Origin of the sequence: Luteibacter sp. (genome assembly GCF_036500425.1) — a bacterium.
Lineage (GTDB): Bacteria > Pseudomonadota > Gammaproteobacteria > Xanthomonadales > Rhodanobacteraceae > Luteibacter.
Genome location: NZ_DASYCB010000020.1, coordinates 222,327 through 239,349, shown reverse-complemented (window position 1 = coordinate 239,349; position 17,023 = coordinate 222,327). Strand labels below are relative to the sequence as shown.

General features: G+C 65.1%; 14 protein-coding genes. 6 read left to right on the top strand and 8 right to left on the bottom strand.

Going from position 1 to position 17,023, the window contains the following annotated elements:
• Positions 1-261 precede the first annotated feature (261 nt).
• Positions 262-1,467 (bottom strand): tyrosine--tRNA ligase, encoded by a 1,206-nt coding sequence (gene tyrS, locus VGN46_RS05310; RefSeq protein WP_107913448.1) that lies wholly within the window; start codon positions 1,465-1,467, stop codon positions 262-264.
• 182 nt (positions 1,468-1,649) lie between these two features.
• Here tyrS and VGN46_RS05305 point away from each other — a divergent pair, with 182 nt between their 5' ends.
• Positions 1,650-3,155, top strand: coding sequence for an OapA family protein (locus VGN46_RS05305; protein ID WP_331641383.1), 1,506 nt, complete (start codon positions 1,650-1,652; stop codon positions 3,153-3,155).
• A gap of 3 nt (positions 3,156-3,158) precedes the next feature.
• On the top strand, positions 3,159-4,274 hold the full coding sequence (locus tag VGN46_RS05300) for an anhydro-N-acetylmuramic acid kinase (RefSeq protein WP_331641381.1): 1,116 nt from the start codon (positions 3,159-3,161) through the stop codon (positions 4,272-4,274).
• Positions 4,275-4,277: 3 nt separating this feature from the next.
• On the opposite strand, the gene VGN46_RS05295 is transcribed toward VGN46_RS05300, so the two are convergent.
• The 3 genes from VGN46_RS05295 to VGN46_RS05285 all read right to left on the bottom strand — a co-directional run bounded on the left by VGN46_RS05295 (position 4,278) and on the right by VGN46_RS05285 (position 6,727).
• Positions 4,278-4,589 carry a hypothetical protein gene (locus VGN46_RS05295; protein ID WP_107913711.1) on the bottom strand — a complete coding sequence of 104 codons (312 nt, stop codon included), beginning with the start codon at positions 4,587-4,589 and terminating at the stop codon, positions 4,278-4,280.
• Positions 4,590-4,661: 72 nt separating this feature from the next.
• A complete protein-coding gene (locus tag VGN46_RS05290; RefSeq protein ID WP_331641379.1) occupies positions 4,662-5,960 on the bottom strand; it encodes an AmpG family muropeptide MFS transporter in 1,299 nt (432 codons plus the stop codon).
• Complete coding sequence (locus VGN46_RS05285; RefSeq protein WP_107913451.1) at positions 5,957-6,727, bottom strand: exodeoxyribonuclease III; 771 nt, start codon at positions 6,725-6,727, stop codon at positions 5,957-5,959. The genes VGN46_RS05290 and VGN46_RS05285 overlap by 4 nt, the downstream gene beginning before the upstream one ends.
• A gap of 57 nt (positions 6,728-6,784) precedes the next feature.
• Here VGN46_RS05285 and VGN46_RS05280 point away from each other — a divergent pair, with 57 nt between their 5' ends.
• The 3 genes from VGN46_RS05280 (at position 6,785) to VGN46_RS05270 (ending at position 8,690) form a co-directional block, all read left to right on the top strand.
• Complete coding sequence (locus VGN46_RS05280) at positions 6,785-7,285, top strand: GNAT family N-acetyltransferase (protein ID WP_107913452.1); 501 nt, start codon at positions 6,785-6,787, stop codon at positions 7,283-7,285.
• A 13-nt stretch (positions 7,286-7,298) separates the two neighbouring features.
• Positions 7,299-7,946, top strand: coding sequence for an orotate phosphoribosyltransferase (pyrE, locus tag VGN46_RS05275; RefSeq protein ID WP_331641373.1), 648 nt, complete (start codon positions 7,299-7,301; stop codon positions 7,944-7,946).
• A gap of 99 nt (positions 7,947-8,045) precedes the next feature.
• Complete coding sequence (locus tag VGN46_RS05270) at positions 8,046-8,690, top strand: DUF4124 domain-containing protein (RefSeq protein ID WP_331641371.1); 645 nt, start codon at positions 8,046-8,048, stop codon at positions 8,688-8,690.
• Between the two features lie 8 nt (positions 8,691-8,698).
• Here VGN46_RS05270 and VGN46_RS05265 read toward each other — a convergent pair whose 3' ends face one another.
• The 3 genes from VGN46_RS05265 to coaBC form a co-directional block, all read right to left on the bottom strand.
• Entirely contained in the window at positions 8,699-10,987 is a 2,289-nt protein-coding gene (locus VGN46_RS05265; RefSeq protein WP_331641369.1) for a phosphomannomutase/phosphoglucomutase, read from the bottom strand.
• A gap of 69 nt (positions 10,988-11,056) precedes the next feature.
• Positions 11,057-11,512, bottom strand: coding sequence for a dUTP diphosphatase (dut, locus tag VGN46_RS05260; protein WP_331641367.1), 456 nt, complete (start codon positions 11,510-11,512; stop codon positions 11,057-11,059).
• A 3-nt stretch (positions 11,513-11,515) separates the two neighbouring features.
• Positions 11,516-12,721, bottom strand: coding sequence for a bifunctional phosphopantothenoylcysteine decarboxylase/phosphopantothenate--cysteine ligase CoaBC (gene coaBC / locus VGN46_RS05255; protein WP_331641365.1), 1,206 nt, complete (start codon positions 12,719-12,721; stop codon positions 11,516-11,518).
• 150 nt (positions 12,722-12,871) lie between these two features.
• Between coaBC and radC the strand changes: the two genes are divergently transcribed.
• Positions 12,872-13,567 carry a RadC family protein gene (gene radC, locus VGN46_RS05250; RefSeq protein WP_331641363.1) on the top strand — a complete coding sequence of 232 codons (696 nt, stop codon included), beginning with the start codon at positions 12,872-12,874 and terminating at the stop codon, positions 13,565-13,567.
• A gap of 617 nt (positions 13,568-14,184) precedes the next feature.
• On the opposite strand, the gene VGN46_RS05245 is transcribed toward radC, so the two are convergent.
• The gene (locus VGN46_RS05245) at positions 14,185-16,917 is read right to left on the bottom strand and encodes a TonB-dependent receptor (protein ID WP_331641361.1); all 2,733 of its coding nucleotides are present in this window, start codon (positions 16,915-16,917) and stop codon (positions 14,185-14,187) included.
• Positions 16,918-17,023 lie beyond the last annotated feature (106 nt).

Below are 17,023 nucleotides of genomic sequence, written 5' to 3'. Positions count from 1 at the left end.
TGCGCACACTGTCAAAGATCTTGTTCGCTCCGCAGAGGCATTTCGCTTTCTGCGTCAGGACATTTCGTCCTAGTGAGCCGCCCATTCTATATCGTTTTTCGTTTCCGTCAACACCCTCGTGAATCTTTTTTTCGAGGTTGTCGCCGAAGCGATATAGCTGCCGAAGCGTTCGTCTTTCGACGTGGGCCGCTGCGGGAGGCGAATAATACCGATTCCTGAGACCCCTGCAAGCCTTTTTGTGAATCTTTTTTGAAAGCGACGTTAAATCAGGCGGATACGGGCGAAATTTCTTTTGCCGACCTGCAGCACGCCCTCAAATCCGGCCGTGAAGACCCGCGAAGCGTCGTCGACCACCTCGCCATCGATACGTACCGCACGCTCCTTGAGCTTCCGGCTTGCCTCTGAATTGCTCGGCGTGACGCCCGCGGCGGTGAGGAGCCCCGCCAGGCGGAAACCTTCGGCAGGCGTTTCGATATCCGTCAGAGGAAGCAGGCTGGTATCGCCCTCCCCCCGCACGACGGCATGCCAGCCCGCGATCGCCTGCTCAGCGGCCGCTGCGTCGTGGAAGCGCGTGGTCAGTTCGCGAGCCAGGCGCAGCTTGGCGTCGCGGGGGTTCAACGCGCCCGAGGCGATCTCTTCCTTCATCCGGGCGATGTCATCCATGGAGACATCGAAGCTGAGCAGCTCGAACCACCGCCACATGAGGTCGTCGCCGATCTTCATGGTCTTGGTGACCATATCGATGGCCGGCTCGTTGATACCTATGTAGTTGCCCAGCGACTTGGACATCTTGTTGACCCCGTCCAGGCCTTCCAGCAGCGGCATGGTCAGGACGATCTGCGGCGGCTGGCCATGGTGCTCCTGCAGGGCCCGGCCCATGAGCAGGTTGAACTTCTGGTCGGTACCGCCGAGCTCCACGTCGCATTCCAGCGCCACGGAGTCGTAACCCTGGACCAGGGGATAGAGGAATTCATGGATGGCGATGGGCTGCTCCGACTTGTAGCGCTTGGCGAAGTCATCGCGCTCGAGCATGCGGGCCACGGTGTGCTGGGCGGCCAGGCGAATCATGTCCGCCGCGCCCATCTTGCCGAACCACTCGGAATTGAAGCGCAGCTCGGTCTTTTCCCGGTCGAGCACCTTGAACACCTGCTCGGCGTAGGTCTCGGCATTGGCCAGCACGTCTTCACGGGTGAGTGGCTTGCGGGTGACGTTCTTGCCGGTGGGATCGCCGATCATGCCGGTGAAGTCGCCAATCAGGAAGATGACCTGATGGCCGAGATCCTGGAACTGGCGCATCTTGTTGAGCAGGACGGTATGGCCCAGGTGCAGGTCGGGGGCCGTCGGGTCGAACCCGGCCTTGATGCGCAGGGGGCGGCCCGTCTTGAGCCTGGCTTCGAGGTCGTCCTTCTTGATGATCTCGTCTGCGCCGCGTGCGATCAGCGCCAGGGCCTGGTCCAGCTCGTTCATGCTTTCTCTCTGGTAGTCGTTGGCCGACGACCTTCACATTTGTGTGTGAAGACGCCGTGGAGGTTAATTGTGCGTTAACCCAAAGATGCGATGCAAAGCCTTGATGGGAAAGGCGTTGACGCCGTTTGCGCGAGGCCGTTATGGTACGCGACAACTCGGGGCGAGCGGATACTAGAAAGACAATGGCTGATGAGAACAGAGGCGCGCACAGTGCCCGCAAGCAAGCTATCCGTCGCAAGGCGCAGCGTCGTCATTCGCACTTCTACGATAGCCGGGCGCATTGGTCGTTCAGTCGAAATGCGTCGTCGGAGCCGCTGAGCTGGTCGCGAGAGCGCTGGATTCTCGCGGGTACGGCCTTTCTTCTTGTCATCCTTTCCGCCCTCGTGATTCCGGCCTGGGCCGGCGCCATGAAGTCGTCGTCGGTCACCTCGGCACCGGGCGCCGCCGCAAGGTCCTCTGCCATCGCGACGCCCCTGGTCTCCGCGGATCCCTTCGACCACGCCATCGTCCCGCTGGCCTTGCCGAAGATGGACCCGGCAGCGATCAAGCCGATCGCTCCCGTCGAGGAATGGCAGACCGTGCAAGTGCACCCGGGCGAGACCCTCGCCGACATCTTCCTGGCCCAGGGCCTGTCGATGACCGACCTGCAGCACGTGATCGACGGCTCGGGCGGCACCAGGGTCTTTCATCAGATCAAGCCGGGCCAGGAGTTCCAGTTTCTGGTCGGCGGCGACCACACGCTCAAGGGTGTGCGCTTCGACCAGGACGAGGCGAACATCGCCACCCTGCGTCTCGACGGCGCAACTGCCCAGCTCACCACGAAGACCCGCGATGTGCAGCGTCGCGAGCACATCGCTCATGGCGACATCGACAGCTCGCTGTTCGGCGCGGCCTCCAAGGCCGGCATGAGCAATGCGATGGTCCTCAAGCTGGCCGAGGTGTTCAAGTTCGACATCGACTTCGTGCAGGACCTGCGTGTCGGCGACAACTTCACCGTTATCTATGACGATGTCTACAGCGACGGGTCGTACCTTCGCGAAGGCGACATCGTCGCCGCCGAGTTCGTCAACCAGGGCAAGCGCTATACGGCTTACCGCTTCAAGAACAGCGACGGCAAGTGGAGCTACTTCAGCGAGGAAGGTCGCCCGCTCACCGGCTCCTTCCTGCGCATTCCGGTCGACTTCACGCGTATCTCCTCGCAGTTCAGCGCCGGTCGCATGCACCCGATCCTCGGCACGATGCGCGCACACAAGGGCGTCGACTATGCCGCGCCGACCGGCACCCCGATCCATGCCGCGGGCGATGGCGTAGTCAAGTTCCGTGGCTGGATGAATGGTTACGGAAACTTCGTGGTCATCCAGCACAACGCAACGATCAGCACCGCCTACGGCCACATGTCACGCTTCGCCAACCTGCGCGTTGGCCAGCGCGTGAGCCAGGGCAGCACCATCGGTTTCGTCGGCATGACCGGCCTGGCCACCGGCCCGCACCTGCACTACGAATTCCGCGTCAACAATGTGCAGCGCGATCCGCAGACGGTGACCCTGCCGAAGCCGGAGCCCTTGCCGGCCGCCCAGCTGGCGAAGTTCAAGAAAGAGGTTGTCGGTCCGCAACTGGCCCGCCTCAACCAGGTCGACAACAACACGAAGCTCGCGCGCGCCGATACCGCTTCGCGCGGCGACGACTGATTCGTGCCGACCACCGACGGCCTCTACCTGGGCCTTATTTCCGGAACCAGTGCGGACGGCATCGACGCCGCGCTGGTCCGCTTCGACGAAGGGCGCCCATCCCTCGTGGCCGGGCTCACGCATCCCTGGGACGACACCCTGCGCCGACGCATCCTTGCCGTCGCCCAGGATGAAGACCGACTTGCCCTGGACGACTACGGCCGACTCGACGTCGCCGTCGCCCACGCCTTCACCGACGCGGCGCAGGCGGTGCTCGCAAAGGCGAAGGTCTCGCACACGGCCGTGGCGGCCATCGGTTCGCACGGCCAGACCATCCGGCACCGGCCCGACGGCCCCCTGCCCTTCACTCTTCAGATCGGCGACCCTTCGGTCATCGCCGAGCGCTGCGGCATCGACACGATTGCCGACTTCCGACGCGCCGACGTGGCGGCGGGTGGCCAGGGCGCACCCCTGGTCCCGGCATTCCATGCCACGGTGCTGCGGCCGGAGAATGGCGCGCGCGTGGTGCTCAACCTTGGCGGCATCGCCAATGTCACGCGGTTGTCCGCTGCCGGCGACGTCACCGGTTTCGATACGGGTCCGGCGAACGGGCTCATGGACGCGTGGTGCCTGCGTCACCGTGGCGAAGCCTTCGACCGCGACGGTCGCTTCGCGGCGTCGGGAAGCGTCGATGCGACGCTGCTCGCGGAGCTGCTGGACGACGCGTACTTCGTCCTGCCGCCGCCGAAGAGCACGGGCCGCGAACACTTTCACCTGACCTGGCTGGACACGCATCCCCGCGTGGCCGACAACACGCCGGAAGATGTCCAGGCCACCCTGCTGGCACTGAGCGCGGTATCGATCGCCGATGCCATCGAGCGCCACGCCGGCGACGCCAGTGATGTCGTCGCGTGCGGTGGTGGCGTGCACAACGCGGCCCTGATGCGTGCACTCGCCGAGCGCTTGCCTGGACGCGAGTTGGTCACGAGTTCGGTGTTCGGCATCGATCCGGACTTCATGGAAGCCATGGCCTTCGCCTGGCTGGCCTATCGCCGCCTTCGCGGCGAGCCGGGCAACCTGGCAAGCGTCACGGGCGCACGTGGCCCGCGCCTGCTGGGCGCGCTCTACGCGGCGCCCTGAGCCTCAGAACGATTCATCGGGGACGCTCGCCTGGCGCTGGGCCGCATCCGCAAGGGTAGAGGGTGACGCCTGGGCGAGTGCCGCCAGCGCTTCCTGGAAAGCGGCCTGCTCTTCGGCATCCCACGCCCCGGTCAGGTGCGCGATATCGCCGGGCTGCAGCAACAGCTCGCTGAACACGTCGCCTGCACTGAGGCCAAGGCCATAGCGCAGCGCATGCAGGATCACCTCATTGATCGACCAGCGGCGTTCGCGCGCGAGCGTCTTGATTCGCTCGGCCATCTGCTCGTCGATGTGTCGCACCACGATATCTGGCACGTGCGTTACCTCCTCGCGCATGCCCCCTGTGCGGCAGATCTTACACAGTTTCGGCCGCGCGTTGTGCTGGCCTTACGGCCTGTCCGTTGGGGTCGGCAGGCGCCGCCAGAGCAGGGCCAGGACGATCAGGGTGGGCACGATCGAGACCGTGCTGATGACGAATAGCGCCGAATAGCCGGAGTCTTTGACGAGGAACCCCGACATCCCGCCGATCAGCTTGCCGGGCAGGTTGGCCAGCGAGCTGAGCAACGCGTATTGCGTGGCGGTGAAGCTGCGATTGACCAGGCCGGACATGAAAGCAACCAGAACCGGACCCGCAAAACCTTGCGCGAAGTTGTCGCCCGAGAGTGTCGCTACGAATGCCCAGGTCTGGCCCGGGTTCTGCGCCATCAGCAGGTACAGCATGTTCGAGAGCGCCACGCCCAGGGCAGCGATAACAAGCAGGCGGCGCATCTCGAAGCGGGTGACCGCCCAACCACCGAGCAGGGCACCGGCGATGCCGATGATGACGCCATACACCTTCGACACTTCCGCGATCTGGGTCTTGGTAAAGCCCGCATCGAGATAGAACGGATAGGCCATGACGCCGAGCATCTGGTCGGGCAAGCGGAACAGGGCGACGAACAGGAGCAGACCCAGCGCCAGCCCCATGCCGTAACGCGAGAAGAAGTCGCGGAACGGACCGACGAAGCCTTCCTGCACGGCAACGCGCAGCGGCACGCGTTCGCGTACGCGGTGCTCGGGCTCGCGAGCGATCAGCACGGTGACGATGGGTACGATCAACAACAGGCAGATCGCCATGTATCCGCGCTGCCAACCCACCTGGTCGGCGATCAGCAGGATGCCCGCGCCGCTGGCAATGAGGCCGAACCGATAGCCGAGCGTATAGGTGGCGGCCAGGGCCCCCTGCGCTTCCGGCGGGGCGATCTCGACACGATATGCATCCACGACGATATCGATCGTCGCGCCGGCAAAGGCGGCCAGAAGGGTGGCGCCGACGAAGTTCGGCAGCGATGCGGTGGGCGGCATGAAGGCCATCGACAGCAAGCCCGCCGCCAGCAGCAGCAGCGCGAACATCAGCCAACCGCGGCGCTGGCCGAGCCGGCAGAACAAGGGCAGGCGGAAGCGGTCTACCAGGGGCGCCCAGAGGAACTTGAAGTTGTAGCTGAAGGTGACATAGCTCGCCAGACCGATGGCGCCGTAGTCCACGCCCGATTCCTTCAGCCAGGCAGAGAGCGTATTGCCGACGAGCAGGAACGGCAGGCCCGAAGCAAGGCCGAAGAACAGCATGGTGACCGCACCCGGCTGGGCGAACGCCGCGGCCACGCCCCGCAGCCCTTTGTAGCGGGCTACCCCGGCGGCTTGGGTCACTCGGCGTAGTCCACGGTAAACGGCGCATGGTCGGAGAAGCGTTCGTCGCGATAGATCGAGCAGTCACGCGCGCGGGCACCCATGCCCGGCGTCACGATCTGGTAGTCGATGCGCCAACCCACGTTGTTTGCACGCGCCGCGCCACGGTTGGACCACCAGGTGTATTCCACCGCGTCGGGCTTGATCGCGCGGAAGCTGTCCACCCAGCCGATCTCCTTGAACAGCAGGTCGAGCCACGCGCGCTCTTCGGGGAGGCAGCCGGAATTCTTCTGGTTGGAGGTCCAGTTCTTGATGTCGTTCCTGGTGTGGACGATGTTCCAGTCGCCGCACAGCACGTATTCACGGCCACTGGCCGCCCACTCGCGAAGGATGGGCGTGAGCCATTCCATGACGCGGAACTTGTACTGCTGCCGCTCGTCGCCCGACGACCCTGATGGAATGTAGAAGGAAACGACGCTGAGGTTGCCGAAGCGCGCTTCGATATAGCGCCCCTCGCAGTCGAAATCCTCGCGCCCCAGGGAAACGCGCACCTCGTCCGGCTCACGCTTCGAATAGATGGCGACGCCGCTGTAGCCCTTCTTGCTGCGGGCATCGTGGTAGAAGCAGTGGTGACCGTCCGGACGGAACATCGGGTCGATCAGCTGGGCTTCCTGCGCCTTGGTTTCCTGCAGGCAGACGACGTCGGCGTCCTGGGCACGCAGCCATTCGAAGACGCCCTTGGTGGCGGCGGAGCGGATACCGTTGGCGTTCAGCGAGATGATGCGCATGGGACCTTGGGGTGCGTTTGGCGAATCCCCCCATCATACCGGGCTCATAATGGCGGCATGAATAGTGCCATTCGCGTGTTGCCCCTGGATACCGACGTCAGGCCCGGCGTGCTCGCCCTGCGTGTGCAGGACGCGCAGTTGCCCTTCGTCGGCCGCATCGGGGATTCACTGGCCGACGTCGCCGTGTGTCCCGGCAGTGAGGCGCTGGCCCTGGTCGTCGACAGCGTCGTGGTGGGCTACGTGCGCATCGACAGACGTGCGGCCGCCATGGGCGAACATCCGCTGGCCGAAGGCGCCGTCGCCCTGCGCAGCTTCATGATCGATGCCGGTCGACAGGGCGAAGGCCTCGGCGGACGCGCGCTCGACGCCATCCATGCCTACGTCGCCGGACGTCACCCCGATCGCGAACGGATCCTGCTCACGGTAAACGTGCGCAACGAGGCGGCCGTGCACGTGTATCGCCGAGCGGGCTATCGCGACAGCGGCGAGCTGTACCATGGCGGACTGGCGGGACCGCAATTCGTACTGTGGCGCCCGTTACATCCCTGGAACCCCTGAGAGAGACACCGACGTGCACGATTACCAGCGCGAATTCATCGAGCTCACCCTGGCCCGCGACGTTCTTCGCTTCGGCGAATTCACGCTCAAGTCGGGCCGCATCAGCCCGTATTTCTTCAACATGGGCCGGATCGACTCCGGCGCCGCACTAGCCCGGCTCGGACGCTCCTATGCGGAGGCTGCTACGCGCTCCGCCGTGCCGTTCGACATGCTCTTCGGCCCGGCCTACAAGGGCATCGCCCTGGCCGCCGCGACCGCCATCGCACTGGCCGATTCCCAGGACCGTGACCTGCCCTGGGCCTATAACCGTAAGGAAGCCAAGGCCCATGGTGAAGGCGGCATGCTGGTCGGCGCGCCACTGAAGGGCCGCGTGTTGATCGTGGACGACGTCATGACGGCGGGCACGGCAGTGCGCGAGTCGCTGGAGCTGATCCGGGCGCAGGGCGCGGAGCCGGCGGGCGTGCTCATTGCGCTGGACCGCCAGGAGCGTGGACAGGGCGACCTGTCGGCGGCGCAGGAAGTGGCGGCGCAGTTCGGCATTCCTGTAGTTGCGATCGCCACCCTGGCCGATGTCCTGACCTACGCGGGCGAGAAGCCCGAGCTGGCCGCCGACTATGGCCGCCTGCTGGCGTACCGCGAGCAGTACGGCGTCAAAGCCTGAGCAAAACGGCGACTGCGTCACGTGGGGCCGGACCACGCGTCGTTCCTGCATAGCCTCATGCCGCCCGCTGGCTATACTCCCACCACAGGAGGGGACACCATGCGTGCAGTGCGTTACATCCTGGCAGGAGCGATGCTGTGCCTAGGCACAGCCGGCTTTGCCGCCACCAATACGAGCAACAACAACGGCTTCCGCTACAAGTGGAAGGACACGTCAGGGCATTCGTACTTCAGCGACAGCCTCACGCCGGAGGCCATGATGGCCGGCTACGACGTCGTCAACTCGCAGGGCGTTACCGTAAGGCACGTGGACCGTCAGATGACAGCCGATGAGCGAGCTGCGGCGAAGAAGATCGCGGACCAGAAGGCCGCGGCCATGCAGGTCGAGCAACAGCGCCAGCGCGACGATGCCCAGATGCTCAACGCCTATCCCAACGAGGCTTCGTTCATGACAGCGAAGAATGCCGAGCTGGAGAACTTCGAACAGGCCACGCGCACCACTCGCCTCAACCTGCAGGGACAGGAGAAGGCACTGGCCGACCTGCTCACGCGAGCCGGCGACCTGGAGCGGGCCAAGCAGCCGGTGCCGGGATACCTGACCCAGCGCATCAGCGAACAGCGCAACACCGTTGCATCCCTGCGCGCGACCCTACAGCGCCAGCAGGTGGCCAGGGACGCCGCCAAGGTCAAGATCGATGCCCAGCTGCAGCACTATCGCCAGCTGAAAGCCGCCAACGGCGGCTGATCCGTCGGTCAGAAAGGCAACACCAGGTTCGGGTCGACCGCCAGCAGGCGCTGGCGGAAAGCCTGCTTTACGCGCTCCAGCGCCTTGGCCGTGTCCGCGTCGAAGCGGAACATGAGCGCCGGTGAGGTGTTGGAGGCGCGCACCAGGCCCCATCCGTCGGGCCAATCCACCCGGATGCCATCGATCGTGGTGAGTCGCGCGTCTTCGAACGTGGCGGACGCACGGAACGCTTCGATGAAACGGAAGGCGGCGCCCTCCTCCATCGGCAGCCGCAGTTCGGGCGTGGAAACACTGGTGGGCAGCGTCTCGAAAAGGGCCGCGACGCTGCGCTCCTCGAGGTCGCCAGCGACGATTTCAAGCAGGCGAGCCGCCGCATAGATACCGTCGTCGAAGCCATACCAGCGATTGTTGTCAGCAAAGAAGAAGTGACCGCTCATCTCACCGGCCAACGCGGCACCGGTATCGCGCATCTTCGCCTTGATCAGGGAGTGCCCGGTGCGCCACATCAGGGGCGCACCCGCGGATTCCTGGATGATCCGGCGCAGGTGCCCGGTACATTTGACGTCGAAGATCACCGTGGCGCCCGGATTGCGTGCAAGCACGTCCTGGGCGAACAGCATCAGCAAGCGATCGGCGTAGATGATCTCGCCACTGGCTGTCACCACACCCAGGCGATCGCCGTCTCCGTCGAACGCGATGCCGATATCGGCACCGATGGTATGGACGGCGGCGATCAGGTCGCCGAGGTTGCGAGGATCGGACGGATCGGGGTGGTGGTTCGGGAACGTGCCGTCCACGTCGCAGTACAACGGCACCACTTCGCAGCCGATCTCCTCGAGAACGCGAGGCGCGACGGCGCCGGCCACGCCATTGCCGGCATCGACGACCACCTTGAGGCGACGTTCGGCAGAGACGTCGCCGGCAATCTTCGCCACGTAGGCGTCGACGACCGGCTGTTCCCGCCAGGTGCCCAGGCCGTCTTCCTCGAGACGGCCCTCGACGATGCGACGGTGGAGGTCGGCAATAGCGCCCTCAGCCAGCGTCTCCCCGCCGACCACGATCTTGAAGCCGTTGTGATCCGGAGGGTTGTGGCTTCCCGTGACCGATACAGCGCATCCCGTACCGAGGTGGAATGCGGCGAAGTAAGCCACGGGCGTCGGCACTGCGCCAAGATCGATCACGTCGATACCGGCCGCGCGCAGGCCGTCCGACAGGGCCCCCGCAAGCTCGGGGCCCGACAGGCGACCGTCACGGCCGACCACCATTTCGCGCAGGCCACGTTCGTTCATCAGGCCGCCGATGGCCTGGCCGATACGACGCGCGATATCGGCGGTCAGCTGGGTGCCCACGATGCCGCGGATGTCGTAAGCGCGGAAGATGGCCGGATCGAGCGTCACCGCCGCCGCGCGTGCCACCGGCTTCGCCGCGGGTACTTTCGTCTCGGTCGGACCGGATGCCGGCGGCAAGCGCGGCTTACGTTCCACGTCGACCAGGAGGACTTCGTCGGGCTCCGTTTCGACCACGGGCTGGGGTCGCCGCCGCGCCCAGAGCAACAGGACGCCGCCGCCGATGCCGATCAGGGTAAGGACGACCGCGAGTATCTCGGAGTGCGGAATGACGATGAAGGCCTTCGGCATGGCGGCGAAGACATAGAGCGAGGTTCCGGGAACCTGCTGGCCTTCCGGCGTGATCTCGCCCGCCAGGGAACCGACCGCATCCAGCATGAGGCTGTCCCGGCCGCTGCCCTGGCGTAGTTCGAGGCGACCACTGGGAGGTGACGATGCCACGAACTTCTGGTGGATGTCGTCGAAGGGGTATTCGAGCCAGACCCATGCGCGAACCGAGCCGCTGACGTTTACCGGCTCGGCCACGGTAAGCCGACGCTCACCACCGTGCATGGAACTCGACGCCAGCGGCGCGCCGGTCTCGCCGAGCGCCGCCATCAGCTGGGCGGCCTTGGCGTAGCCAAACTCGCGGTAGTTGGCCCGTACCACCTCGTCCAGGCCACCACTGAAGATTTCGATAGCGGACGTGGCCGGAAGCAGCGTACGCAGGCGCGCGGCAGCGGCGACATGGTCGTCGATGCCCGTCGCGACGTCCGGATCGGCCAGGGCCCGCATGAGCTGGTTGTGCCGCGCGGCATACGCCTCGCCGAGGTCGTGCACGGCCTGGCGCTGCGCCGCGCGCGTGCGCTCCGCCGCGTCGGTTTCGTCGGCGATCAGCCATGCCTGCCAGGCACAGAACGCGCCGCCGACGATCAGCAACGTGGCGCCGATCAACGGCAGCAGACGTCGCATATCGATGCGAAGCCCCCGCTTCGCCCCTCCCTCGTTACGCCCCATGCTGCCCCTTGCTCCCGTCGCCTGTCAGCCAATGCCCGTCGAACCGAATCCACCCTCGCCCCGCAGCGAAGGGGTGAACCCGTCGACGACGCGCAAACGTGCCCGTCCCACCGGCACCAGCAATAATTGCGCAATCCGGTCACCCGGTGTGATGGTCAATACCGCGTTTCCGCGATTCCAGCACGAAATCATCAGGGGTCCCTGGTAATCGGCGTCGATAACGCCGACCAGGTTGCCCATGACCAGGCCCTGTTTATGGCCCAGGCCGGACCGCGGCACGATCAGCGCACACCAGGCCGGGTCACCAATATGGATGGCAAGACCCGTCGGCACCAGCAGGCTGTCGCCCGGCGCCAGCGTCACCGGCACGTCGACCGCCGCCCGCAGGTCCATGCCCGCGCTACCGTCGGTGGCGGGCTCAGGCAGGGGAATGGTGTCGCCCAGGCGGGCGTCGAGAATCTTCAGTTCAATGTCGATCAAGGCTCAGGTTCCGATGCCTGCGAGAAAATGTTGCGCGATGTGCGCGACCAGCTGGCGCGCCAGCTCGGTCTTGGGCATATGGGGCAGTGCGGCGCCGCCGTCGCGCCAGTACAACTGCAACGCGTTCTCCGCCACTTCGAAACCGCGTCCCGGGCCAACCTCGTTGGCCGCGATCATGTCGATGCCCTTGCGACGCAGTTTGTCCTGCGCGTATGCGGCGAGCTCGTTCGTCTCTGCCGCGAAGCCGACCAGGTACGGGCGATCGGGGAGCGCCGCCAGCGACGCGATGATGTCGGGGTTCTCCGCCAGGTCGAGGCGAAGCGGGCTACCGTCGGTCTTCTTCAGCTTGTGGTCGGCGGTGTCCACCGGGCGGTAATCGCCGACGGCCGCCGCGCCAATGTAGATATCGGTGCCGGCGGCGGCCTTGAGCAGGATCTCCTGCATCTGGCGGGCGCTACGCACGTCGATCCGGTTCACGCCCGCGGGCGTCGGAAGCGAAACCGGGCCAGCCACCAGGGTAACCTCGGCACCCGCATCGCGAGCGGCCATGGCGACGGCAAACCCCATGCGTCCGGAACTGCGGTTGCCGATAAAGCGTACGGGGTCGATGTCCTCGTACGTGGGGCCGGCGCTGACCAGCACCCGGCGGCCGCGGAGCGGCTGCTCACCGAACGAAGCGACCAGGATGTCGCGCAACTCGTGGGGCTCGAGCATTCGCCCGGAGCCGATATCCCCGCAGGCCTGGTCACCATCAGCCGGCCCAAGGATCCCCACGCCGCGGACACGCAACGTGCCGACGTTCGCCTGCACCGCCAGGTTCGCCCACATCTGCTGGTTCATGGCAGGGGCGATGTAGACCGGTGCCGCGGTGGCGAGCACGACCGTCGATAGCAGGTCGTCGGCGAAGCCGTGCGCGAGCCGCGCGATGGTGTCGGCACTGGCCGGTGCGATGAGTACGCGCTCCGCCCACTTCGCCAGTTCGATATGACCCATCGCGGCTTCGCCGGCCTCGTCCCACAGGCTGACGCGCACCGGTTGTCCCGAGAGCGCCTGGAAGGTCGTAGGGGTGACGAAATGGGTCGCCCCTTCGGTCATGACGACGCGCACGTCGGCGTCGAGATCGCGAAGGCGACGAACGAGCTCGCAGATCTTGTAAGCGGCGATACCACCGGTTACGCCAATCAGGATGCGACGCTGGCGAAGACTCATGGCGGAACGACACTGCTTCGGGGGGCCAGTTAGCTTAACGGATTTCAGGCAGCCCTTTTTTTCAGAATCGTTCTATCGCCAAGGCAACACCCACAACCCTAAGTTGGTCGTCGGGCTCCACACATGGGGCAGGACAGGAAGCACGATCTTATGAAGCGGGGGACATACCGGCCACGGCCGATCCATCAGTGGCCGGAAAGCGAGCGGCCGCGCGAGCGCCTGCTGGCCCACGGTGTGGCCGCCTTGTCCGACGCCGAACTCATTGCCGTGCTGCTTGGTCACGGCACGGCGGGCTGCGACGCCGTCGCCACCGGCCGGGCCCTGCTCGGTCAGGCCGGCAGCCTTGGGCGACTGCTCGCCGATCCTGACCACCTGCCTCGTGTCAGTGGAGTCGGCCCCGCCAAGCGGGCGCGCATCGTCGCCGCGCTGGAACTTGCACGGCGCTCGCTGGGTGAAAGCCTCGCCGAGCTTCCGCATATCGAGAGCCCTACCGACAGCGCGGAGTACTTCCGGGCGCGGCTGCGTCATCTCCCTCACGAGGTGTTTGCCTGCCTGTTCCTGGATACCCGCCACCGCGTGCTGGCCTATGAAGAACTTTTCCGCGGCACGATCGACGGTGCCAGCGTGTATCCGCGGGAGGTGGTCAGGGCCTGCCTTCGTCACCGGGCAAGTGCGGTCATCCTTGCTCACAATCACCCGTCGGGGGTGGCCGAGCCCAGCCGGGCCGATCGTGAAATCACGCGGGTACTGGTGGACGCGCTGCGCCTGATGGACATCCGCGTGCTCGACCACCTCGTGATCGGCCATGGCGAGCCCACGTCGATGGCCAACCTGGGTTTGCTCTGACAGCCCCAAAAAAAGGTTCTTCACGGAATTCAGGGGACGTACCGGTGCAGAGCCTTCGGTGCCCACCCTCGCTGCTCAGACAGTCCTCCGCGTTTCGTACCGGAAAGGCCGCTGCGCGGCCCGTGTTCTCATTGGCCTACGGCCGCTCCACTTGTGCGGAACTCGCCTCGAGGGTGGGCACCGAAGACTCTCCCGAGCGCTGAGGTTCGCGTGGGCCGAGCCAAAGCGCGCGGCAGCATCGTCGGTCGGGGCCGACGACGGCGCCACGTGACGGCTCTCCTTCCACTCCACCGTATCGTCGTGAGAGACCTTGGTGTCCACCCTCGAGGCGAGTTCCGCACAAGTGGAGCGGCCGTAGGCCAGATAGATACATGGGCCGCGTGAGCGGCCTTTCCTTGTCGAACGCGGAGGACTGTCTGAGCAGCGAGGGTGGGCACCAAGGTCTCCCCCGCGAGACGCCCAGGTGTAGAGAGCGACGGTGAAGCCGAGCGCGCGCGGTCCCCGGTAATCCGCGAAGAACCAAAAAAAGCGGGCCCGATAATGATTAGTCGGGCCCGTGGGGAATGAAGCTTCGAGGGGTTTGCGGCCTTCCCTGGCCGCTGATCCATGACGCTTTATCAGAGGTCGAAATGCACCGAGGCCATGTAGCGGCGACCCGTGGTGTACTTCGCAACCGGCAAGTCCTTCGTGCCGATGTACTGCTTGTACTGTTCGTTGGCGAGGTTCATGCCCGAGAGCGTGAACGACACCTGCTTGTTGAGCTTCCAGCCCAGCGTTGCGCCGAGATCGGCGTAAGCCTCGGTGGTTGCGGGCGGCGCACCGGCCACGTAGCCACCGGCGAGGTACGCGCTACGCCAGTTGTAGTTGATGCGGGCACTGAACGGGCCGAACTCGTAGTACGGGCTGATGGAGTACGCATTCTTCGAGTTGTACGGCAGCTGGCCACCCGAATCGAGCGTGCCCTTGGCGTACGTGTAGTTCGCCGTGACGCCGAAACCGGTATCCCAGAAGGCCTGCTGGAAGCTGGCGTTGCCGCCCCTGACCTTGCCGGAGCCGACGTTGGCCGGGCGGGAGATGTCGTAGGTACAGAAGCCGTCAGCCGTGCACAGGCCCGCCGCGAGTTCCTTGGCGAACTGGACGGGATCGGTGGAGGTCGCCGAGTTGAAGTGCTGTTCCTGGACCACGTCCTGGAAGACGTAATCGTCGATCTTCTTGTAGAAGCCGGTGATCGCGAAGTACGACTGCGGTGCGAAGTACCATTCGCCGGAAAGCGAGAAGTTCTTCGACTTGAACGGCTTGAGGTCCGGCGTGCCGCCGGAGCCAGTCAGCACGGTGTCGTTGAGGAACAGGTTGTTGACCTGCATGTTGTAAGGCGCGCGAGCGATGACCTTGGCGGCGGCGAAGCGCAGGATCACGTCCTCGGCCACGTCATAGGCTACGTTGAGCGACGGCAGCCAGTTCTTGCTGGTCTGCGACGCCTGCTGGTAGCTGCCAACGGGAGCGGGAAGCACCGGGGCGCCCGAGTAGTTGTAGCCGAAGCCGTCGGTCTTGGTATCGACGTAACGCATGCCCAGGTTGCCGTGGAAATCGCCACCGGCGAAGTTCAGCTGTGCGTAGGCCGCGTTGGTCTTCTCGATGAGCTTGTACGTGCCGTTGAGGAACGTACCCGGATCTTCGTTACCGCCATTGGTGCCGCGAACCCAGGCGTACTGCGCGTTGGGATCGGCGCTGACGTGCTGCGAGGAGCCATCCCAGCCACCCACGCTGCCGAGGACATTGGTGAGACCGTCGGTGCCGAGATCCGCGAGCGAGATCGGACCATTACCGCCGTAGACGTGCGCGTTCATGCCTTCTTCGTGGCGGTTCCAACGATAGCCGACCTGCAACTCGTTGAAGAAGTTGTCGAAGTCCTTGCTGAAATCGAGCTGGGCATACGTGTCACGCGAATCCGCGCTGTAGGAGCCGTAGTTACCCGGCCAGCCACCAAGGCCGTCCGCGTCACCCATGTGCCAGTTGGCCGGATTCTTTGCCGCCGCGGGGCTGTCGAAGTTGAAGCCGTGGTTGATGTCCCACGTATAGCCGCCCGCGTACTGCGGTTCGATCACCGCCTGCGAGATATTGTCATTGCGGGCCTTGCTGTAGCCAGCCGCGCCGCCCAGGCTCCAACCGTCGCCGTGATACGTCGACTTCAGGTCGAACGCCGCCGTGCGGACCACGGACTTGCGGACGTTGCTGTCCATCAGGGTCGGGCCGATGGCCGGGCAACCCGGATTGTCGTTACCGCAGACATGGCCGCCGGTGACGACGCCATTCGGCCCCTGGGTGAAGCTGGTCACGTTGCCAGGCGCATTACCCGTGAACGGGTACATCGACTGGTTCCAGTTGTCGAAGTTCTCGCGGATGAACAGGCTGTTGAGATTGATATCCCAGTTATCCGTCGGACGCAGCTGGAAACCGAGAGTCGCGGTATCGCGCTTGCGGTTCTGCTGGAACCAGGCGGAGTTGACCTCGTCGGGCACCTTGGCGTTCGGATTGAGCGAACCGTTGGCGATGCCTGCGGCGACGGCGGGGCTCGACGCCCACTTCGAGACAGGGCTGTAGCTGAAGATTTCCAGGCCCTGGCGGTCGATCTTCTCTTCGTAATGCTGCGCCGAAGCGATCACACCGAAGGTGTTGGACGTGTTCTTCCAGCTGTACAACGCCGACGCGGTGGGGCGCGAGCCGCCACTGCCCTGGTCGTTGTAGTTCAGGCCGAACGAACCGCGCACCGTGTTGGCCGGCAGGTCGAGCGGTTCCAGCGTATGCAGCAGGATCGTACCGCCGAGGCTGCCTTCGGTCAGGCGCGCTTCGGGCGACTTGTAGACTTCCAGGCGACCGATGATTTCCGGCGCGAGCATGGTGAAATCGAAGCCGCGGTTCGGCTGCGCACCGTACTGCCACGGCGTCTGCGAGATCGCCTGGCCGTTGAGGAAGGTAAGGTTGAGGCTGGGATCGGTGCCGTCGACGGAGACGCGGTCGCCCTGGCCGAACTGACGGTCGATCGTGACGCCCGGGATCTGCGTCATCGCTTCGGCGACGTTGGTGTTCGGGAACTTGCCGATGTCCTCAGCGGTGACCGCCTCGACAATGGCATCGGCATTGCGCTTGGTATCGAGAGACTTCTCGAGACTGGCGCGGATACCGGTAACGGTGATGCCCTCGAGCTGCTGGGCCTTGGCGGCTTCAGCTTTTTGCTGGGCGGTCTGCGGCTTTGCCGGCGGCGGCGTCGCGTCTTGCGCGGCGGCGATGCTGGTAACACAACAGAGTCCGGCGATGATGCTCGCCGTCAGCAGGTTTCTACGATGCGACATGGTGTCCTCCCCTCAGAGGATGTAGCAGTGACGGGTTTCGCGGCCGCGTCATGCTTCGTTGCTATCGAAGGGTCTTTCGACCCGGTTGTTGTACTGAGCCTGCGTT